We start from the raw sequence: 20,038 nt of genomic DNA on the forward strand, positions 1-20,038 counted from the left end.
GCAATTTCACCTGCCCGGCGGATGTCGCCGTTGCGCAGGCGGTGTTAATCCCCTCGATTTCCAGGGCTTGCTTGCATGAGATACATTACGTCGATGTCGCAGCAAAAGCTGAGTTTTTTGCTCGCGATCTATATCGGTCTGTTTATGAATGGCGCGGTTTACCTCCGTCGGTTTGACGGTTACGCGCAAGACTTTACCTTCTGGAATGGAATCTCCGCGGTTGTCGAACTGGCTGGCACAGTGCTGGCAACATTCTTCTTTTTAAGACTCCTGTCACTGTCTGGCAGGGCAGTATGGCGTGTTCTGGCTTCGCTGCTGGTGCTGATTTCAGCCGGCGCAAGTTATTACATGACCTTTATGAACGTGATGATCGGTTACGGTATCGTGGCCTCAGTCATGACCACGGATATCGACCTCTCTAAAGAAGTGGTCGGCTGGACGTTCGTCCTCTGGCTGGTGGCGGTGAGTATTATCCCGCTGATACTTATCTGGTTTAACCGCTCGACGGATACCCTCTGGCGTCAACTCTGTACGCCAAAAGTGCGCTGGCGCAGCGCGCTGATCGTGCTGATGGCGGGGTTGCTGGTCTGGGTGCCGATTCGTCTTCTGGAGATGCATCAGAAGCGCGCCGATCGTATTGCGGGCGTGGATATGCCGAGCTACGGCGGCGTTCTGGCGAACTCCTATCTGCCGTCAAACTGGCTGTCTGCTCTGGGGCTGTATGCCTGGGCGCAGGTGGATGAATCGTCAGATAACAAATCGCTCATCAACCCGGCGAAGAAGTTCACTTATGCTCCGACGCAGAACCTGGATGACACCTACGTGATTTTCATTATTGGTGAAACCACGCGCTGGGATCATATGGGGATGTTGGGTTATGAACGCGACACCACGCCGAAGCTCGCTAAAGAGAAGAACCTGGTGATGTATCGGGGCTATTCCTGTGATACCGCGACGAAACTGTCGCTGCGCTGCATGTTCGTTCGTCAGGGTGGGGCCGAGGACAACCCCCAGCGTACGCTGAAAGAACAGAACGTCTTTGCGGTGCTCAAGCAGTTAGGCTTCAGCTCCGATCTCTACGCGATGCAGAGTGAGATGTGGTTCTACAGCAACACGATGGCTGACAACATTGCCTATCGCGAACAGATTGCCGCTGAGCCGCGTAACCGGGGGAAAGCCGTGGATGATATGCTGCTGGTCAATGAGATTGATCGTTCGCTGCAGGAACACCCGCAGGGTAAGCATCTGATTGTGCTGCATACCAAGGGCTCTCACTATAACTACACTCAGCGTTATCCCCGCGAGTTCGCCCAATGGAAGCCGGAATGCTACGCTATCGATCGTAAGTGTCCGAAAGAGCTGATGATTAATTCGTACGATAACTCGATTACCTACGTCGATCATTTTATCGATACGGTGATTGATCAGGTACGCGATAAGAAAGCGATTGTGTTCTACGCTGCCGATCACGGTGAGTCGATCAACGAGCGGGAGCACCTGCACGGTACGCCGCGCAAGATGGCACCACCGGAGCAGTTCCGCGTGCCGATGATGGTCTGGATGTCTGATAAATATCTGGAGAACCCGTCCAACGCGCAGGCGTTCGCGCATCTGAAGAAGGAAGCGGAAATGAAGGTGCCGCGCCGTCATGTGGAGCTGTACGACACCATCATGGGCTGTCTCGGCTATACCTCGCCGAATGGCGGTATTAATGAGAACAACAACTGGTGTCATATCCCTGACGGGCAGAAAAGCGTCGCTCAGTAAAAGGGCTGACGACTTTCTCGCCGATCAAATGGCATTTTGCGACGAAGGGATTGACGAGGGCGCACCTGCGCAGTAAGATGCGCCCCGCATTCGGTGATTGGCGCAGCCTGGTAGCGCACTTCGTTCGGGACGAAGGGGTCGGAGGTTCGAATCCTCTATCACCGACCAAATTCAAAACCCTGCTCAGCGAGCAGGGTTTTTTGCATTCAGAGCCCGAGAGGATGAGAACCTCCGGGGGCAGAGGTTCGACTCGAGCGGAGCGAGAGAACGTTGCGCCAGCAACGGCCCGCAGGGCGAGCCACGACGTGGCGAGTCATCCTCTATCACCGACCAAATTCAAAACCCTGCTCAGCGAGCAGGGTTTTTTGCATTTGTAGGCCTGATAAGCGAAGCGCCATCAGGCAATTCGTTGCATCATTTCTGGTAGTGTCGGATGGTGAGGCCGGCACCTTACCCAGACTACAGGCGACCTTCATTTCTGCTACAAAAAATGAGCACCACTTCTCACTATTCATTAACGATTTTGTGACATATTCCATTGTCTTTTTTTATCTATGCATGGATCTTTTTTTGCGTTACTTATGGCTGGCGCTAGCATTTTCCGCTGTGCGTTTTAACGTTCGTGGGATTTATCGCTCAGATATGCACCATTTTGTCAGAAATTTTTTTTATTCTGCACAATTGTTAATCACCAAATGTTGAGAAATATTAAGGTATTTATTCTGGCATTCAGGGCGTAGCATAAATTTCTCTGCTGAAAATACCCACCTGAAGTTTTTTTAATCTTTGTTTGCTAATTCTCACCGTTGTTGTAAATCATGGTTACCTGTATTGACGTTTTCACATTCTGTTGACAGATTGTAGGGCATGAGGGGCATTTCATGGAGAATCCGCGCTGCTACTCAGTCGTTTATGTGAACGGAATCCCCACCTCTTAACGCCGACCCAGCCGGTTAAAAAACAAAAAAGGCCAGGCGGTGCAAACCCATTGCAAAGGGTAAAACAACAACATCACATTTGGAGCAGAAGAATGAGTATTTCCTTGAAGAAGTCAGGGATGCTGAAGCTTGGTCTGAGCCTTGTAGCTATGACTGTCGCAGCAAGTGTACAGGCTAAAACTCTGGTTTATTGTTCAGAAGGTTCTCCTGAAGGGTTCAACCCGCAGCTGTTTACCTCTGGCACAACCTATGACGCCAGCTCAGTACCTATCTATAACCGTCTGGTCGAATTCAAAACCGGGACGACGGAAGTGATTCCGGGCCTCGCTGAGAAGTGGGAAATCAGTGAAGACGGTAAAACCTATACCTTCCACCTGCGCCAGGGCGTGAAGTGGCAGGACAATAAAGAGTTCAAACCGACGCGTGATTTCAACGCCGATGACGTGGTGTTCTCTTTTGATCGTCAGAAAAACGCGCAAAACCCGTACCACAAAGTATCCGGTGGTAGCTATGAATACTTTGAAGGCATGGGCCTGCAGGACCTGATCAGTGAAGTGAAGAAAGTGGACGACAAAACCGTTCAGTTCGTGCTGACGCGTCCGGAAGCCCCGTTCCTCGCCGATCTGGCGATGGACTTCGCCTCTATTCTTTCTAAAGAATATGCCGATAACATGATGAAAGCCGGCTCGCCGGAAAAAGTAGACCTGAACCCAATCGGTACCGGTCCGTTCCAGTTGCAGCAGTACCAGAAAGACTCCCGTATTCTCTACAAAGCGTTCGAAGGTTACTGGGGCACCAAGCCGCAGATCGACCGTCTGGTCTTCTCCATCACGCCTGACGCTTCCGTGCGTTACGCCAAACTGCAGAAGAACGAGTGCCAGGTGATGCCGTACCCGAACCCGGCTGACATCGCCCGCATGAAGCAGGACAAAAACATCAACCTGATGGAACAAGCGGGTCTGAACGTTGGTTACCTCTCTTTCAATACCGAGAAAAAACCGTTCGATGACGTAAAAGTGCGTCAGGCGTTGACCTACGCGGTGAACAAAGACGCGATCATCAAAGCCGTTTATCAGGGTGCTGGCGTGGCCGCGAAGAACCTGATCCCACCAACCATGTGGGGCTATAACGACGACATTAAAGACTACACCTACGATCCTGAGAAAGCGAAAGCTCTGCTGAAAGAAGCCGGTCAGGATAAGGGCTTTACCGTTGAGCTGTGGGCAATGCCAGTACAGCGTCCGTACAACCCGAACGCTCGCCGTATGGCCGAGATGGTTCAGGCCGACTGGGCGAAGATTGGCGTTCAGGCCAAGATTGTGACCTACGAGTGGGGCGAGTATCTGAAACGCGCCAAAGCGGGTGAGCATCAGGCGGTCATGATGGGCTGGACCGGCGACAATGGGGATCCGGATAACTTCTTCGCGACCCTGTTCAGCTGCGCTGCGGCGAAAGACGGTTCCAACTACTCTCGCTGGTGCTACAAGCCGTTTGAAGACTTGATTCAACCGGCGCGTGCGACCGACGACCACAACAAACGTATTGAGCTCTACAAACAGGCTCAGGTGGTGATGCATGACCAGGCTCCGGCGCTGATCGTGGCTCACTCCACCGTGTACGAGCCAGTGCGTAAAGAAGTCAAAGGCTATGTGGTTGATCCATTAGGCAAACACCACTTCGAAAACGTCTCAGTCGAATAATAAAAGCAACGCCGGCGAGCGCTACGCACCGTTAAGTCGGTTCGCGGTGCGCTCCCGGCAGTAATGCTTTATCCCCTTCTCATTGAGGAGGGGATAAGATTTGTGAGCAATACAGACTCACGGTTCCAGGCCGTGTGTCATGAGAGAGAATCCGGGTTATGTTGCAGTTCATTCTCCGACGTTTGGGACTCGTCATCCCCACGTTTATCGGTATCACCCTTCTCACCTTTGCTTTTGTCCATATGATCCCCGGCGATCCGGTGATGATCATGGCAGGTGAGCGTGGTATCTCCCCTGAGCGTCATGCTCAACTGTTGGCTGAACTCGGTCTCGATAAGCCGATGTGGCAGCAGTACCTCCATTACATCTGGGGGGTTATGCATGGTGATTTAGGTATTTCACTGAAAAGCCGTTTACCGGTGTGGGACGAGTTCGTGCCTCGTTTTAAAGCGACGCTGGAACTGGGTGTCTGCGCCATGATTTTTGCCACCGCCGTGGGGATTCCCGTGGGCGTCCTGGCTGCCGTTAAGCGCGGTTCCATTTTCGATCATACCGCTGTTGGCCTGGCGCTGACCGGTTACTCCATGCCTATCTTCTGGTGGGGCATGATGCTTATCATGCTGGTCTCTGTACAGCTCAACCTGACCCCCGTCTCCGGACGCGTCAGCGATATGGTGTTCCTTGATGATTCTAACCCGCTGACCGGCTTTATGCTGATAGATACGGCGATCTGGGGTGAAGAGGGCAACTTCGTTGATGCCGTGGCGCATATGATCCTGCCGGCAATGGTGCTCGGCACCATCCCTCTGGCGGTGATCGTGCGTATGACCCGTTCGTCGATGCTGGAAGTGCTGGGCGAAGATTACATCCGTACCGCGCGCGCCAAAGGGTTGACGCGTATGCGCGTCATCATCATTCACGCGCTGCGTAACGCAATGCTGCCGGTGGTGACCGTGATTGGTCTGCAGGTGGGAACGCTGCTGGCGGGTGCCATTCTGACCGAAACCATTTTCTCCTGGCCTGGCCTTGGGCGCTGGCTGATTGATGCGCTGCAACGTCGCGATTATCCGGTTGTACAGGGTGGGGTGTTACTGGTGGCGACGATGATTATTCTCGTCAACCTGCTGGTCGACCTGTTGTACGGCGTGGTGAACCCGCGTATTCGTCATAAGAAGTAAGGGGCCATCATGTCACAGGTTACTGAAAATAAAGTTGTTGCTGCACCGGTGCCGATGACGCCGATGCAGGAGTTCTGGCACTATTTTAAACGCAACAAGGGCGCGGTAGTGGGACTGGTGTACGTCGCGATCATGATCCTGATTGCGGTATTCGCCAACTTCCTGGCACCGTATAACCCGGCTGACCAGTTCCGTGATGTCCTGCTGGCACCGCCTGCCTGGCAGGAAGGCGGCAGCCTGGCGCATCTGTTGGGGACCGACGACGTGGGTCGCGACGTCCTGTCGCGCCTGATGTACGGCGCGCGCCTGTCGCTGCTGGTGGGCTGCCTGGTGGTCGTGCTGTCGCTGGTGATGGGCGTGGTGTTGGGTCTGGTTGCCGGGTACTTTGGCGGCATCGTTGATAACATCATTATGCGTATCGTCGACATCATGCTGGCGCTGCCGAGCCTGCTGCTCGCGCTGGTGCTGGTGGCGGTATTCGGTCCTTCAATTGGTAACGCCGCGCTGGCGCTGACGTTCGTCGCGTTGCCGCACTATGTGCGACTGACGCGCGCCGCCGTGCTGGTGGAGGTCAACCGCGACTACGTGACCGCTTCCCGCGTGGCGGGTGCCGGTGCGATGCGCCAGATGTTTATCAACATCTTCCCGAACTGCCTTGCGCCGTTGATCGTTCAGGCGTCGCTCGGCTTCTCTAACGCCATTCTCGATATGGCCGCGCTTGGCTTCCTGGGCATGGGTGCGCAACCGCCAACACCGGAGTGGGGCACTATGCTCGCGGATGTGTTGCAGTTTGCGCAAAGCGCCTGGTGGGTCGTGACCTTCCCGGGTCTGGCGATCCTGCTGACGGTGCTGGCATTTAACCTGATGGGTGACGGTCTGCGTGACGCGCTCGATCCCAAACTGAAGCAGTAAGAGGTTCGAGATGGCGTTATTAAATGTAGATAAATTATCGGTGCATTTCGGTGATGTTGGCTCCGAATTCCGCGCCGTAGACCGCATCAGCTACAGTGTGAATCAGGGTGAAGTGGTCGGTATTGTCGGTGAGTCAGGCTCAGGGAAATCGGTCAGTTCACTGGCGATTATGGGGCTGATTGATTATCCGGGCCGCGTGATGGCGGAGAACCTGCTGTTCAACGGCCAGGACCTCAAGCGTATCTCTGAGAAAGAGCGACGTAACCTGGTGGGTGCCGAAGTGGCGATGATTTTCCAGGACCCGATGACCAGCCTGAACCCGTGCTACACCGTCGGTTTCCAGATTATGGAAGCGATCAAGGTGCATCAGGGCGGCAACAAGAAAACCCGTCGTCAGCGGGCAATTGACTTGCTGAACCAGGTGGGGATTCCCGATCCGGCCTCGCGCCTGGACGTGTATCCGCATCAGCTTTCCGGTGGGATGAGCCAGCGCGTGATGATCGCGATGGCGATTGCCTGTCGGCCGAAACTGTTGATTGCCGATGAGCCGACGACGGCGCTGGACGTGACCATCCAGGCGCAAATCATCGAACTGCTGCTGGAACTGCAGCAGAAAGAGAACATGGCGCTGGTGCTCATTACCCATGACCTGGCGCTGGTGGCGGAAGCCGCGCATAAAATCATTGTGATGTACGCCGGTCAGGTGGTGGAAACGGGGGCGGCGCACGATATTTTCCGCGCACCGCGTCACCCTTATACCCAGGCACTGTTGCGTGCACTGCCGGAGTTCGCTCAGGATAAAGCGCGACTGGCCTCGCTGCCAGGCGTGGTGCCGGGGAAATATGACCGCCCGATGGGCTGTCTGCTGAACCCACGTTGCCCCTATGCGACGGACAAATGCCGCAGTGAAGAACCTGAACTGGCCCAGTTGGATGGCGGTCGCCAGTCGAAATGTCATTACCCACTCGATGATGCCGGGAGGCCCACACTATGAGTACGCATGAGGCCACCTCGCAACAGCTGTTGTTGCAGGCAATCGACCTGAAAAAATACTACCCGGTGAAGAAGGGGATTTTCTCCCCGGAACGTCTGGTGAAAGCGCTCGACGGCGTATCCTTTACCCTTGAACGCGGTAAAACGCTGGCGGTGGTGGGCGAGTCCGGCTGTGGGAAATCCACGCTTGGCCGTCTGCTGACGATGATTGAAACGCCGACGGGCGGTGAACTGTATTACCAGGGGCAGGATCTGCTTAAGCACGATCCGCATGCGCAGAAACTGCGTCGGCAGAAAATCCAGATTGTGTTCCAGAACCCGTACGGTTCGCTGAACCCGCGTAAGAAAGTGGGACAGATTCTGGAAGAACCCTTACTGATCAACACCTCGCTCAGCAAAGAGCAGCGCCGTGAAAAAGCGCTGGCGATGATGGCGAAAGTGGGGCTGAAAACCGAGCACTACGACCGCTATCCGCATATGTTCTCCGGCGGTCAGCGCCAACGTATTGCCATCGCCCGTGGGCTGATGCTGGATCCGGATGTGGTGATTGCCGATGAACCCGTCTCCGCGCTCGATGTTTCTGTCCGTGCGCAGGTGCTGAACCTGATGATGGATTTGCAGCAGGAACTGGGGCTGTCCTACGTCTTCATCTCTCACGACCTGTCGGTTGTTGAGCACATTGCTGATGAGGTGATGGTGATGTACTTAGGTCGTTGCGTGGAGAAAGGGACGAAGGACCAGATCTTCAACAACCCGCGCCATCCGTACACCCAGGCGCTGCTCTCCGCCACGCCGCGTCTGAATCCAGACGAGCGCCGCGAGCGCATCAAGCTGACCGGTGAGCTGCCCAGCCCGCTGAATCCGCCGCCGGGCTGCGCCTTCAACGCCCGCTGCCGTCGCCGTTTCGGACCCTGCACCCAGTTGCAGCCGCAGTTAAAAGACTACAGCGGTCAACTGGTCGCCTGTTTCGCGGTTGATCAGGATGAAAATGCGCAGAAACCCGTAGCGTAAATTCGTCACTTCTCCAGGCCCGAGGATGCGGTTACGCCCTCGGGCTTTTTTAATTCTATTCAATCAGTTTCAGCAGTGGCGACAGGCACAACAGGATCCCGTAGAGCAAAATCAGCCAGGTTTTCAGACCGCGCAGCTTTTCCAGTGGAGCGACCTTATAAATCAGGAAGAACGGGATGAGGCAGGAGACGATGCCGTACAGCGGGCTGCCCAACTGGAAGAACACCAGCACTGAGACGCGAAACGAAACCCAGACAACCAGCGTAGTGACGATAAACACGCAGATCCCCAGCGTAATCACGCGTGAAGGAATTTTCCCGACGTTAACGACGCGACCCAGCACGTTCAAAATAATGCCCTTCATTGCCTCGTGGAATCCCAGGTAGATCCCAAAGAACGCGGTCAGGACGGCAAAGATATTCAGCACCGTCGAGGTGATGTGAATAATCGGGCCAGGTATGACCTGCGCGGCTAACGCCAGTGCGGAAATGTTTTGCTCAAAGGCGGAGACCGCCTCCTCGTGAGTGATAGAGAAGGTGAACGAGAAGGAGAAAAACAGGATCACCGCAATGAGCGTGATGTAACTGATGCGGTGAGTGCGAATCGCCATGCGGGTTGCCAGTACTCTGTCCGCTTCACGCTTGCGATAGGCAATATTCATCGGGTTGAGAACCTGAATGAAGACCGCCGAAAAGAAGCAGAAGGGGATCGTGAGCAACACGTCGCGAAAGAACACCGTCGCCTGCGGGAAAGCGGTGATATTGCTCAGGTTCCAGTGGGGGATCATCGCCAGCCCAAACACCACGATGATACCGACTTTCACCACCACCATCGGGCCGGAGATTTTGAAAAGCAACTTCTCACCGCCGGAGGCGATCGCCACCAGAGCCGCAAAAATCGCCACTTTATAGACCAACGACTGTGAAAGGTCGGCGTCAGTCAGGCCAAAGGTGCGGATATACGATGCGCTGTCGAACACCACGGAAAGCGAGTAGATAAATATGCCGTGGATGATCATCAGGAAGTAAATCACGCCAAGGAAGACACCCCAGTTTTTCCCCAGGTAATGGCTGATGACATCGGTATAGTCATGACAGGTTTCGCTCTCGGAGAGCGTTTTCAGATAGATATCCTGTACGATCCAGGTGGCAGGATAGGCAATCAGAGAGGCGGTAATAAAAACCCAGATGCCTTTCAGCCCAATCTGCACCGGCATTAATACCGTTCCTGCGCCAATCGCCATGCCAATGCACAGCAGCACCCAGCCAAAATCGTAGCGGGTAAACGGTAAAGTCTGCGATGCCGGTTTGCCGGATGCGCGGTGATCGCAAAGTGGTGATGTGTCGTGCTGCATGGAGTCCCCTGCCAAAAATAGCCGTCACGGCTTGATGACCGCGAGGGGACGCAATTCTACAGAAGAGTGTGGGTCTCTGCCAGTTGGCTGATTGCGAGGCGTCGCGCAAAGCGAAAGCGTGTCGGATGTCGGGCAAGGCGGGTTATCGTAGAATCTGCCCCAAGCCGGGCTACCCGGTGAGGCGCAACGTTGCGGGGGCTTGATCCCTGGCGGCGTGAGTTGCTGGAAAGAGAAAACCCCCGCACGTTGTTTGGTAATAACCTGGCAACAAAACGGGGGCTAAACTTGAACCATAACAACTCAAGGATAGCCGCGAACGGTTGCCATTGCAACACAGGCGGCGATATGACGCTAACTCAGTTAGGCATTGCCTTCTGGCATGATTTAGCGGCTCCAGCCATTGCCGGCATTATTGCGGGAATGGTTGTGAACTGGCTACGTAGCAGGAAGTAATGCGCTAAGGGGCGTCTGCCTGCCGCAGTGGCAACATGCGCCCGAACCAGGCCGCAAGGGCGATCCTTGCGGCCTTCTTCGTTACTGCGGATACGGCACCCAATCGCCACCGTTCAGACGGACGTACGGTTTGTCCTGATACTGGATAACGACCGCGTTGGCGTTTTCCGAGACCGCCGCCGTCTGCGGCAGGTTGCTGGTGAGTTTCGTCCAGTCCACGCTGTCTTCGGTGAAGATCTTACCGTCAAGCACGCGCACCACCAGGTCAGAAATCGCCAGGTAGCTGCTTGGCTGGTTAATGACAATCGGCGCCCCCTGATGCGGTGCTTTCATGCCGAAGAATTTCACTCCTGCCGGGACGTTCGTAATCGACGGGCTTGGGATATCACGCAGACCAGAGACCTGCATCCTGTCGCCTTTTAAGGCTCCGCCGTGTTCCGGGACGACCACAACCATCACCTTACGCCCTGATTTCTCCAGCTCAGTGAAGAACGCGTCCAGTTCATCAAAGAATTTCTGTGCGCGGGCTTTGTAATCCGCCGTTTTGCTTACGCCCGGATAGTGGTTACCGTCGTGGAGCGGCAGGGTGTTGTAGAAGGTGGCGCTGCGAGAATCCTTATCTTTCTCCGTGGTCTCCATCCAGCGTTGCAGCACGGCGGTGTCGTCATAAACCGGAGAACCATCAAAGCCCAACAGCGGCGCGGGTAAACCCTTCTGATCCATCAGCTCAGCCTGCATCCCGCCGTTTTCACGGACCTCTTTCAGGAAGCCGCCGAACTCGCCGTTATGCCCCATCATCAGATGCTGCGTGAAACCCAGTTTTGACAGGTTATCAAACAGATAACATTCGTTGCCTGCTGGTTGATACAGATTGGTGTGCGAGGGCTGTCCACAACTGGCGCGTAACAGACGAATCGCCGCCGGGCCGCTATACGAGGTGGCAGAATTGAAGTGCTTAAACTGAATATCAAAATGCGACCACAGCGGGTGCGACATCAATCCTGCGGCTTCAATATCGGACCAGGAGAGCGAGCAGATGTTGATGACCAGCAGTTCAAACGGCTGCGCATCCGCAGGAAGCGCTGACGGGAAAGGTGTTTTGCGCTTGGCTTCCGCATTGTAGAACGTGTTCAACCATGCGTTGAGATTCGCCGAGGTCGGCGGCGCGGTCTGCGCCGGGATATCACCGACGACCGGCGTTCCTCCGGTGGTCGCGACCGTTTCTGCCGCCGTACCGCCCGTGGTGGTCACCGTGGTCGTCGGTTGGCCTGCCGGCCACAGAGAGAAACTGGGGCCTGCCAGCGTCAGGACGTTCAGCCAGACCAGAATCGCCACCACAAAAACGGTAACCCGAATCCATTGTGACAAAAACAGCCACGCGACCAGCAGGACAAACACGGCGCCTATCATCTGCCAGTTGATAAAGCGGGTGGCAAGATCCAGTAAATAGTCCGCGCTAAAACCGGCCACCTGCGAGCCCTGGCTCATAATACTTTCCGGACCAGGCAGCCAGGTGTCGTGCCAGAACAGACCAAAACCGATCGGAATGGCTATCCAGTGACGAATGCGATGCAGGCTGTAACGCGGAATAGGTATCAGCAGGAAGGCCATAAAGACCAGGTTCAGCAGCGGGTGAAAATTAAGATAGCCCGCCCAGAGCAGGCCGAACTTCACCAGGAAATAGAAGTTCCAGCCAGAAAGGCCGCGCCAGTATTGCCAGAGTGGTGAAGGCAGTGATGCGTTTTGCGTTTGTTGAGTCATTTTTTCGTTGCCCTGGAAATCACCGTGCGGCGCAATGTTCCGGCCGGTTTAACATAACGAGGTTTCGCAAATAACAGCCGGGTTGTATTACTGATCCGCCGAAGTGAATGGCGTGCCAGATACCCCAGCGGGAAGAAAATCAGCGCACAAACAACAATGATCTGCAGGATATCGCTGATGGTCATCATGATGAGCGCTCCGTTTCATCGTCCAGTAAGCGTAGCGGGTGTGGAATGCGGCGCCACGTCTTGCCGTCATGCTCGGCATTGAGGACCGGCTTCACGTTCTGGGTCAGCGGCAGCGGTTGTCCCCACTGCTCTGGCGCCAGTAAGCGCATCTGCACCAGTTCAGCGCTGATGAGATTATCTTCAAACCAGACCATACGGTTAGAAAAGAGATCGCCGGTCGGGAGCGGAAAGATATGATTGAGCGCGGTATCGAGATCGTTCACGCGACAAAACGACAAGAACAGCACCAGGCGGTTGCCGCCAATGGTAACAATATCGCCGGTACGGTGCGGGCGGCACATCGTTAAGGCTTGCTCAACGCGGATACCCGGAACGGGCCGCAACGCTACCATCACCCCTTTCCCGTCGGCAGGCAGCAGGGTGTTGCTCATCATGTTGTTCACCGCTTCACAGAACGCATCCCACTTCTGAAAACCGCGCAGTTTCATCGGCTGGGTCATCGACAGTAGCGTCGTGATGTCTTCCGGCACGTAGCGGCTAAATTGCTGGCCCTGAACGCTTTCAATCAGCGTCAGACAACGTGAGAGCGGGGCATTCCACGGAATCACCATATTGGCACCGCAGCCTAACAGCAGGCGTTCATCGGTGGCGCGAAGGCTGGCGATGTTTTCCCGCACGAGGATTTTCAGCGCGCTTCCCCGCTGGCGACGCAGGGTATGAATGCTACGCGCCATGGGTTCAATCTGGCTGTTTTGCTGAAGCGAGAAGATCAGCGTTGCCGCCTGGGCCGTACGCGCCTCATTGAATAAAGCTTCATTATTATCGAATAATTTCCAGTGTTCGGAGAGCGGCGGTGCCCCCTCCAGCACGGCGACATTACTCAGGATCTGTTTTTCATCGCTACGGGGTTGGATTTCAGCCTCTTCTTTCTGTGCCAGTTCCCACTGACCGTCATGATGGCGGATGGTGAGTTGCTGACGAGCGCTGACGCCTTTTTCGTTGCACCAGAAGGCAATATCAAACAAATGTTGATCGCCCTGATAACGCATGCTGGCGAGACCGTAAAGCGATCGGTATTCCCCCATTAAAAGAGAGAATTGTTTATCGTTATTATTCCCGGGGTTAAGCACCACTACAGAACAGTGATGGAGACGCGTCCATTTATTCATTTTGTCCAGCCACAGACGCAAACGTTCAACTGGAATATTTTGCCAGCCGTTATTTGCGCAAATAAGAATGAATAAGTAATGCGTCGGATCCAGAGAACAGAGTAAATCTCGGGTCATAAAGTATAGACCCTTCTCAGAATTTGGCATAGAAAATAACTGAATTTTTTCCGGGCCGTGAGATTCATCTAATTTGAATATTTTTCCAGGATCGCTGCCCATAGAAATGGCCGCGACTTTTGCAGTCCCGGTCTGAAAAGCAATCGTTTGATTCGCCAGACTGATAGCATCTTCAACGCGATCAGTGTTAATCCACCAGACTCCACCGGCTGGCATATGGCGTAGTTCATCCCATAATGATGAGATGCCAATTGAAAATACAGGGTCCACAGCGTTCCTCGGGTCGCTATTTTATCTGTTTATCAGTTTACTAGCGAAAGCCCAGAAATAAACCTAACATTGAAATTAAAACGTATCAGATTTAGCATGTGAATCAATTTGGCGAGCAAGAAGCCTTGTAACATCGGCCTTTCCGATTCCATGACGCGTATTTTCACGAAAAAACAACTCAGAAAATGAGCAACTTTTAGCCTTATCGAATTTCGGTGGGGACAAAGCGGAATGCAAACAGAAAAAATGTTTGAAGCATGGCGAGTCTATTCAAAGGGATAAAACAAAATGTCTGACAACGAACCCGGCACGCAAACTGATTCAACATTGGGCTATACCTTTCAAAACGATTTCCTGGCATTAAGCCAGGCTTTTTCATTGCCAGAATTTGATTACACCGATATTTCCCAGCGTGAACAGCTTGCCGCCGCGATTAAACGTTGGCCGCTGTTGGCTGAATTTGCGCAACAACAATAAGGGAGCCGTGAATGGCCATTCTGGGACTCCAGGGCATACGAGGCGGGGTAGGCACGACGTCGATCGCTGCTGCGCTGGCCTGGTCATTGCAATTATTAGGGGAAAACGTACTGGTTATTGATACCAGCCCCGATAATTTGTTGCGCCTGTCATTCAACGTTGATTTCAGTCATCGCGACGGCTGGGCCAGAGCGATGCTCGATGGTCGTGACTGGCAGGACGGTGGGATGCGCTACACCTCGCAACTTGATTTGCTGCCGTTTGGTCAACTGACGGCTCAGGAACGTGAATATCCCGACCACTGGCTGGAACAGCTGGGCGGTATCGCGGCCGGTATTCGTGCTCTGAAAGAGAGTGGACGATACTCGTGGATTTTACTGGATCTGCCCCCGGGGTGCGCGCCGTTGACCCGGCAACTGGTCAATGAGTGCGACCACACGCTGACGATTGTCAAAGCTGACACCAACTGCCATGTCCGTTTGCATCAGCAGTCGCTGCCGGCGGGCGCGCATATTTTGATCAATGACTTACGCGTTGGCAGTCAGTTGCAGGACGATCTTTACCAGGTCTGGCTACAGAGTCAGCGTCGTCTACTGCCAATGGTGATTCACCGCGATGAAGCCGTGGCGGAGTGCATGGCGACAAAACAGCCGCTGGGTGAATACCGCAGCGACTCGCTGGCTGCAGAAGAAGTGTTGACGCTGGCAAACTGGTGTTTATTACATTACTCAGGCCATAAAACCCCTGTCGGGAGCGCATCATGAGTGTCCTGTCCCGGTGGTTGCTTATCCCGCCGGTCAGCGCCCGTTTAAGCGAGCGCTATCAGGGTTATCGTCGTCATGGCGCGTCGCCTTTTAGCGCGGCGCTGGGCTGTCTGTGGGTGATTCTCGCGTGGGTCTTTATCCCGCTGGAGCATCCACGCTGGCAGCGGATCCGTGCCGAACGTAAGGCGCTCTATCCCCACATTAACGCCGCGCGCCCGCGCCCTTTAGATCCTGCTCGTTACGCCATTCAGACCTTCTGGCTGATGGCGGCCTCGCCACGTCAGGAGACGACACCACCCCGCTGGCAGACCTTTTCCCGCCTGCAGGGCTTCGTCGGGCGTTACCACCAGTGGATGGACGCGCTACCGGGACGCGTGACGCAGAACACCACGCATCTGGATAAACAAAAAGAGCTCGGCCATCTGAGCCCTGGCGCGCGTCGCTTTATCATCGGGATTATCGTCACCTTCTCGCTGATTCTGGCGCTGATTTGTGTGACTCAACCGTTTAACCCGCTGGCGCAATTTATCTTCCTGATGCTGTTGTGGGGCGTTGCGCTGATCGTGCGCCGCATGCCGGGGCGCTTCTCCGCGCTGATGCTGATTGTGCTGTCGCTGACGGTATCGTGCCGTTATATCTGGTGGCGCTATACCTCCACGCTGAACTGGGATGACCCGGTGAGTCTGGTCTGCGGGCTGATCCTGTTGTTTGCCGAAACCTATGCGTGGATTGTGCTGGTATTGGGCTACTTCCAGGTTGTCTGGCCGCTGAACCGCCAGCCGGTGCCGCTGCCAAAAGACATGTCGCTGTGGCCGACGGTCGATATCTTTGTGCCGACCTACAACGAAGACCTTCACGTGGTGAAAAACACCATTTACGCGTCGCTGGGTATCGACTGGCCGAAAGATAAGCTCAATATCTGGATCCTCGACGATGGCGGACGTGAAGAGTTCCGCCAGTTCGCCCAGACCGTAGGGGTAAAATATATTGCCCGTACCACCCATGAACACGCCAAAGCCGGGAACATTAACAACGCGTTGAAATATGCCAAAGGCGAGTTTGTCTCGATCTTTGACTGCGACCACGTGCCGACGCGTTCATTCCTGCAAATGACGATGGGCTGGTTCCTGAAAGACAAGAATCTGGCGATGATGCAGACGCCGCACCACTTCTTCTCGCCGGATCCGTTTGAACGTAACCTCGGACGTTTTCGCAAAACGCCAAACGAAGGCACGCTGTTTTACGGTCTGGTGCAGGACGGTAATGACATGTGGGATGCCACCTTCTTCTGCGGCTCCTGTGCGGTAATTCGCCGTAAACCGCTGGATGAAATTGGCGGCATTGCCGTTGAAACCGTGACTGAGGATGCGCATACGTCGCTGCGTCTGCACCGTCGCGGTTATACCTCCGCGTACATGCGTATTCCGCAGGCGGCGGGGCTGGCAACCGAAAGTTTATCTGCCCACATCGGTCAGCGTATTCGTTGGGCGCGGGGGATGGTACAAATTTTCCGTCTCGATAACCCGTTGACCGGCAAGGGGCTGAAGTTCGCCCAGCGATTATGTTACGTCAACGCCATGTTCCACTTCCTGTCAGGCGTTCCACGACTGATCTTCCTGACCGCCCCGCTGGCGTTCCTGCTGCTGCATGCCTATATCATCTATGCGCCAGCGCTGATGATTGCGCTGTTCGTACTGCCGCACATGGTCCATGCCAGCCTGACCAACTCGAAAATTCAGGGTAAGTACCGTCACTCTTTCTGGAGTGAGATTTACGAAACGGTGTTGGCCTGGTATATCGCGCCGCCGACGCTGGTGGCGCTGATCAACCCGCACAAAGGGAAGTTTAACGTCACCGCGAAGGGCGGACTGGTAGAAGAAGAGTATGTCGACTGGGTGATTTCCCGTCCGTACATCTACCTCGTGCTGATTAACCTGTTCGGCGTGGCGGTCGGCGTCTGGCGTTACTTCTACGGGCCGGAAAATGAAATGCTGACCGTTATCGTCAGCCTTGTGTGGGTGTTCTACAACCTGATTATCCTCGGCGGCGCGGTTGCGGTGTCGGTAGAAAGTAAACAGGTTCGCCGCTCACACCGTGTCGAAATTTCCATGCCGGCGGCGATTGCCCGTGAAGACGGACACCTGTTCTCGTGCACCGTGCATGATTTCTCCGACGGCGGTCTGGGGATCAAGATCAACGGTCAGGCCCAGGTGCTGGAAGGGCAGAAGGTGAATTTACTGCTCAAACGCGGTCAGCAGGAGTATGTCTTCCCGACGCAGGTCGCGCGCGTTTGGGGTGAACAGGTGGGGTTACAGCTGATGCCGCTGACCACCAAACAGCATATCGATTTTGTGCAGTGTACGTTTGCCCGTGCCGATACATGGGCGCTCTGGCAGGACAGCTATCCGGAAGATAAGCCGCTGGAAAGCCTGTTGGATATTCTGAAGCTGGGTTTCCGTGGCTATCGCCATCTTGCGGAGTTCTCCCCGTCTTCTGTCAAAATAATTTTCCGGTCTCTGACTTCTCTGGTTTCCTGGGTTGTGTCGTTCATTCCACGCCGTCCTGAGCAGGACGAGGTGGCGGTGCAACAGCCGGATCAGGTTATGGCTCAACAATGATGATAACGCGATGAAAAGAAAACTTTCCTGGATTTGTGCAGTGGCAATGGGGATGAGCGCAATCCCTTCTTTCATGACGAATGCGACGCCTGCAACGCAACCACTGATAAATGCTGAGCCAACCGTGGTCCCGGCTGCGGCCGAACCTGCACAGGCAGATGCAAATCAGCCGGTGGGGCAGGTGATGCCGGGTGTACCGGGAGCCGATGCGCCGATTGTGGCGCAGAATGGCCCTTCCCGGGACGTGAAACTAACGTTTGCGCAGATAGCGCCGCCGCCGGGCAGCATGGTGCTGCGTGGCGTGAACCCCAACGGCAGTATTGAGTTTGGCATGCGTAGCGATGAGGTCGTCTCCAGAGCCGTACTGAACCTGGAGTACACGCCGTCACCTTCACTGCTACCGGTACAGTCGCAGCTCAAGGTCTACCTGAATGATGAGCTGATGGGCGTGCTGCCGGTCACCCAGGAACAGTTGGGTAAAAAGACGCTGGCCCAAATGCCGATCAACCCGCTGTTTATCACCGATTTTAACCGCGTGCGGTTGGAGTTTGTCGGTCACTACCAGCAGGTTTGTGAAAACCCAGCCAGCAGTACACTGTGGCTGGACGTTGGTCGCAGCAGCATGCTGGACCTCACTTACCAGACGCTGGAAGTGCAAAACGATCTCTCGCACTTCCCGGTACCGTTCTTCGATCCGCGTGACAGCCGTGCGGTGACGCTGCCGATGGTCTTTGCCGGAGCACCAGATAGTACCTTGCAACAGGCGGCGTCGATCGTGTCTTCCTGGTTTGGCTCCCGGGCGGGCTGGCGGGGTCAGCACTTCCCGGTGTTGTACAACGCGCTGCCGGATCGTAATGCCATCGTCTTTGCCACCAACGACAAACGACCTGATTTCCTGCGTGAACATCCGCCGGTGAAAGCGCCGGTTATCGAAATGATCGGCCATCCGGATAACCCGTATGTGAAACTGCTGGTGGTATTTGGTCGTGACGATAACGATCTGCTGCAGGCGGCGAAAGGCATTGCCCAGGGCAATATCCTCTTCCGTGGTAGCAGCGTGGAGGTGAACGACGTGAAGCCGCTGTTGGCGCGTAAACCATACGATGCGCCAAACTGGGTCCGTACCGATCGCCCGGTGACCTTCGGCGAACTGAAAACCTATGAAGAGCAACTGCAGTCCACCGGGATGGAACCTGCCGCCATCAACGTCTCTCTGAACCTGCCGCCGGATCTCTATCTGCTGCGCAGTACCGGTATTGATATGAACCTCAATTACCGTTACACCACGCCGCCGACCAAAGACAGCTCGCGCATGGACATCAGTCTGAACAACCAGTTCCTGCAAGCCTTTAGTCTGACCAGCAATGAGAAGAGCAACCGTCTGCTGCTGCGTCTGCCGGTGCTGCAAGGGCTGCTGGACGGGAAAACGGATGTCGCCATCCCGGCACTGAAGCTGGGCGCGATGAACCAACTGCGGTTTGACTTCGAGTACATGAACCCGATGCCGGGCGGCTCGATTGAAAACTGTATTACCTTCCAGCCGGTGCCGAACCACGTGGTGATTGGCGACGACTCCACCATCGACTTCTCGAAGTACTACCACTTCATTGCGATGCCGGATCTGCGTGCGTTTGCGAACGCAGGCTTCCCGTTCAGCCGTATGGCGGACTTGTCCGAAACCATCACCGTGATGCCGAAAAACCCGAACGAAGCGCAGATGGAAACCCTGCTCGACGCGACCGGGACCATCGGCGCGCAAACCGGCTTCCCGGCGATTAACCTGACCATCACCGATGACAGCAGCCAGATTCAGGGCAAAGAGGCAGACATCCTGATTATCGGGTCGATCCCGGACAAACTGAAAGACGACAAGCGTATTGACCTGTTAGTTCAGGCGGCGGAGAGCTGGGTGAAAACCCCGATGCGCCAGACGACGTTCCCGAGCATCATGCCGGATGAAGCCGATCGCAAAGCGGATGCGCAGGCGACGGTGACGTCAAGTGGACCGATGGCGGCGGTCGTCGGCTTCCAGTCACCGTTCAGCGATCAGCGTAGCGTAGTGGCGCTGCTGGCAGACAGCCCGCGCGGCTATGAATTGCTGAACCAGGCCATCAATGACAGCGGTAAACGGGCGGCAATGTTTGGTTCCGTCTCTGTGATCCGCGAATCTGGCGTGAGCAGTTTACGCGTCGGCGATATCTACTACGTGGGTCACCTGCCGTGGTTTGAACGTCTGTGGTACGCGCTGGCCAACCATCCGGTGCTGTTAGCGGTACTGGCGGCCATCAGCGTGGTGTTACTGGCCTGGGTGCTGTGGCGTCTGCTGCGCATCATCAGTCGCCGCCGTCTCGATCCGGATCATGAGTGA

The 20,038-nt window shown here is 55.1% G+C and carries 15 protein-coding genes, 1 tRNA gene and 1 other RNA gene; 13 read left to right on the forward strand and 4 right to left on the reverse strand.

What is annotated here, in order from left to right:
• Positions 1 to 75 precede the first annotated feature (75 nt).
• From eptB to dppF, 8 genes are all read left to right on the forward strand, one after another.
• Positions 76 to 1,767, forward strand: coding sequence for a kdo(2)-lipid A phosphoethanolamine 7''-transferase (gene eptB, locus ACERJC_RS15955; RefSeq protein ID WP_152400500.1), 1,692 nt, complete (start codon positions 76 to 78; stop codon positions 1,765 to 1,767).
• A 91-nt stretch (positions 1,768 to 1,858) separates the two neighbouring features.
• Positions 1,859 to 1,935, forward strand: a tRNA-Pro gene (locus ACERJC_RS15960).
• Between the two features lie 32 nt (positions 1,936 to 1,967).
• A non-coding RNA gene (locus ACERJC_RS15965) (RtT sRNA) lies at positions 1,968 to 2,100 on the forward strand.
• Positions 2,101 to 2,797: 697 nt separating this feature from the next.
• The gene (gene dppA, locus ACERJC_RS15970; RefSeq protein WP_371895534.1) at positions 2,798 to 4,405 is read left to right on the forward strand and encodes a dipeptide ABC transporter periplasmic-binding protein DppA; all 1,608 of its coding nucleotides are present in this window, start codon (positions 2,798 to 2,800) and stop codon (positions 4,403 to 4,405) included.
• A gap of 158 nt (positions 4,406 to 4,563) precedes the next feature.
• Positions 4,564 to 5,583 carry a dipeptide ABC transporter permease DppB gene (dppB, locus tag ACERJC_RS15975; protein ID WP_152400497.1) on the forward strand — a complete coding sequence of 340 codons (1,020 nt, stop codon included), beginning with the start codon at positions 4,564 to 4,566 and terminating at the stop codon, positions 5,581 to 5,583.
• Between the two features lie 9 nt (positions 5,584 to 5,592).
• A complete protein-coding gene (gene dppC, locus ACERJC_RS15980; protein WP_152400495.1) occupies positions 5,593 to 6,495 on the forward strand; it encodes a dipeptide ABC transporter permease DppC in 903 nt (300 codons plus the stop codon).
• A gap of 10 nt (positions 6,496 to 6,505) precedes the next feature.
• On the forward strand, positions 6,506 to 7,489 hold the full coding sequence (gene dppD, locus ACERJC_RS15985) for a dipeptide ABC transporter ATP-binding protein (RefSeq protein WP_152400493.1): 984 nt from the start codon (positions 6,506 to 6,508) through the stop codon (positions 7,487 to 7,489).
• The gene (gene dppF / locus ACERJC_RS15990) at positions 7,486 to 8,499 is read left to right on the forward strand and encodes a dipeptide ABC transporter ATP-binding subunit DppF (protein ID WP_152400491.1); all 1,014 of its coding nucleotides are present in this window, start codon (positions 7,486 to 7,488) and stop codon (positions 8,497 to 8,499) included. The genes dppD and dppF overlap by 4 nt, the downstream gene beginning before the upstream one ends.
• A 55-nt stretch (positions 8,500 to 8,554) precedes the next feature.
• On the opposite strand, the gene ACERJC_RS15995 is transcribed toward dppF, so the two are convergent.
• Positions 8,555 to 9,853: an SLC5/6 family protein gene (locus ACERJC_RS15995; RefSeq protein ID WP_286631922.1), complete on the reverse strand. Its 1,299-nt coding sequence runs from the start codon at positions 9,851 to 9,853 to the stop codon at positions 8,555 to 8,557.
• Positions 9,854 to 10,198: 345 nt separating this feature from the next.
• Between ACERJC_RS15995 and ACERJC_RS16000 the strand changes: the two genes are divergently transcribed.
• Positions 10,199 to 10,306, forward strand: coding sequence for a type I toxin-antitoxin system toxin Ldr family protein (locus ACERJC_RS16000; RefSeq protein WP_152400487.1), 108 nt, complete (start codon positions 10,199 to 10,201; stop codon positions 10,304 to 10,306).
• Positions 10,307 to 10,387: 81 nt separating this feature from the next.
• Here the strand turns inward: ACERJC_RS16000 and bcsG are convergent, their stop codons facing one another.
• From bcsG to bcsE, 3 genes are read right to left on the reverse strand one after another with little or no spacing between them, the layout of a single operon-like run.
• Positions 10,388 to 12,067 (reverse strand): cellulose biosynthesis protein BcsG, encoded by a 1,680-nt coding sequence (bcsG, locus tag ACERJC_RS16005; RefSeq protein WP_373672053.1) that lies wholly within the window; start codon positions 12,065 to 12,067, stop codon positions 10,388 to 10,390.
• Positions 12,064 to 12,255 carry a cellulose biosynthesis protein BcsF gene (gene bcsF / locus ACERJC_RS16010; protein ID WP_042323160.1) on the reverse strand — a complete coding sequence of 64 codons (192 nt, stop codon included), beginning with the start codon at positions 12,253 to 12,255 and terminating at the stop codon, positions 12,064 to 12,066. Before bcsF ends, bcsG begins: the two co-directional genes overlap by 4 nt.
• Entirely contained in the window at positions 12,252 to 13,811 is a 1,560-nt protein-coding gene (bcsE, locus tag ACERJC_RS16015) for a cellulose biosynthesis c-di-GMP-binding protein BcsE (RefSeq protein ID WP_371895536.1), read from the reverse strand. The genes bcsF and bcsE overlap by 4 nt, the downstream gene beginning before the upstream one ends.
• A gap of 288 nt (positions 13,812 to 14,099) precedes the next feature.
• Here bcsE and bcsR point away from each other — a divergent pair, with 288 nt between their 5' ends.
• From bcsR to bcsB, 4 genes are read left to right on the forward strand one after another with little or no spacing between them, the layout of a single operon-like run.
• Positions 14,100 to 14,288, forward strand: a complete 189-nt coding sequence (gene bcsR, locus ACERJC_RS16020; protein ID WP_042323607.1) for a cellulose biosynthesis protein BcsR — start codon at positions 14,100 to 14,102, stop codon at positions 14,286 to 14,288.
• An 11-nt stretch (positions 14,289 to 14,299) separates the two neighbouring features.
• Positions 14,300 to 15,052 carry a cellulose biosynthesis protein BcsQ gene (gene bcsQ / locus ACERJC_RS16025; protein ID WP_373672054.1) on the forward strand — a complete coding sequence of 251 codons (753 nt, stop codon included), beginning with the start codon at positions 14,300 to 14,302 and terminating at the stop codon, positions 15,050 to 15,052.
• Positions 15,049 to 17,670: a UDP-forming cellulose synthase catalytic subunit gene (gene bcsA, locus ACERJC_RS16030; protein WP_178828172.1), complete on the forward strand. Its 2,622-nt coding sequence runs from the start codon at positions 15,049 to 15,051 to the stop codon at positions 17,668 to 17,670. The genes bcsQ and bcsA overlap by 4 nt, the downstream gene beginning before the upstream one ends.
• Before the next feature lie 10 nt (positions 17,671 to 17,680).
• Positions 17,681 to 20,038, forward strand: a complete 2,358-nt coding sequence (gene bcsB / locus ACERJC_RS16035) for a cellulose biosynthesis cyclic di-GMP-binding regulatory protein BcsB (protein WP_373672055.1) — start codon at positions 17,681 to 17,683, stop codon at positions 20,036 to 20,038.

The organism is Citrobacter telavivensis, assembly GCF_041807075.1.
Lineage (GTDB): Bacteria > Pseudomonadota > Gammaproteobacteria > Enterobacterales > Enterobacteriaceae > Citrobacter_A > Citrobacter_A telavivensis.

Coding starts and splice junctions, on each gene's coding strand:
- dppD (WP_152400493.1), top strand. CDS start 6,506: ATGGCGTTATTAAATGTAGATAAATTATCGGTGCATTTCGGTGATGTT.
- ACERJC_RS16000 (WP_152400487.1), top strand. CDS start 10,199: ATGACGCTAACTCAGTTAGGCATTGCCTTCTGGCATGATTTAGCGGCT.
- bcsA (WP_178828172.1), top strand. CDS start 15,049: ATGAGTGTCCTGTCCCGGTGGTTGCTTATCCCGCCGGTCAGCGCCCGT.
- dppF (WP_152400491.1), top strand. CDS start 7,486: ATGAGTACGCATGAGGCCACCTCGCAACAGCTGTTGTTGCAGGCAATC.
- bcsR (WP_042323607.1), top strand. CDS start 14,100: ATGTCTGACAACGAACCCGGCACGCAAACTGATTCAACATTGGGCTAT.
- bcsG (WP_373672053.1), bottom strand. CDS start 12,067: ATGACTCAACAAACGCAAAACGCATCACTGCCTTCACCACTCTGGCAA.
- dppC (WP_152400495.1), top strand. CDS start 5,593: ATGTCACAGGTTACTGAAAATAAAGTTGTTGCTGCACCGGTGCCGATG.
- dppA (WP_371895534.1), top strand. CDS start 2,798: ATGAGTATTTCCTTGAAGAAGTCAGGGATGCTGAAGCTTGGTCTGAGC.
- bcsF (WP_042323160.1), bottom strand. CDS start 12,255: ATGATGACCATCAGCGATATCCTGCAGATCATTGTTGTTTGTGCGCTG.
- bcsQ (WP_373672054.1), top strand. CDS start 14,300: ATGGCCATTCTGGGACTCCAGGGCATACGAGGCGGGGTAGGCACGACG.
- ACERJC_RS15995 (WP_286631922.1), bottom strand. CDS start 9,853: ATGCAGCACGACACATCACCACTTTGCGATCACCGCGCATCCGGCAAA.
- bcsB (WP_373672055.1), top strand. CDS start 17,681: ATGAAAAGAAAACTTTCCTGGATTTGTGCAGTGGCAATGGGGATGAGC.
- dppB (WP_152400497.1), top strand. CDS start 4,564: ATGTTGCAGTTCATTCTCCGACGTTTGGGACTCGTCATCCCCACGTTT.
- eptB (WP_152400500.1), top strand. CDS start 76: ATGAGATACATTACGTCGATGTCGCAGCAAAAGCTGAGTTTTTTGCTC.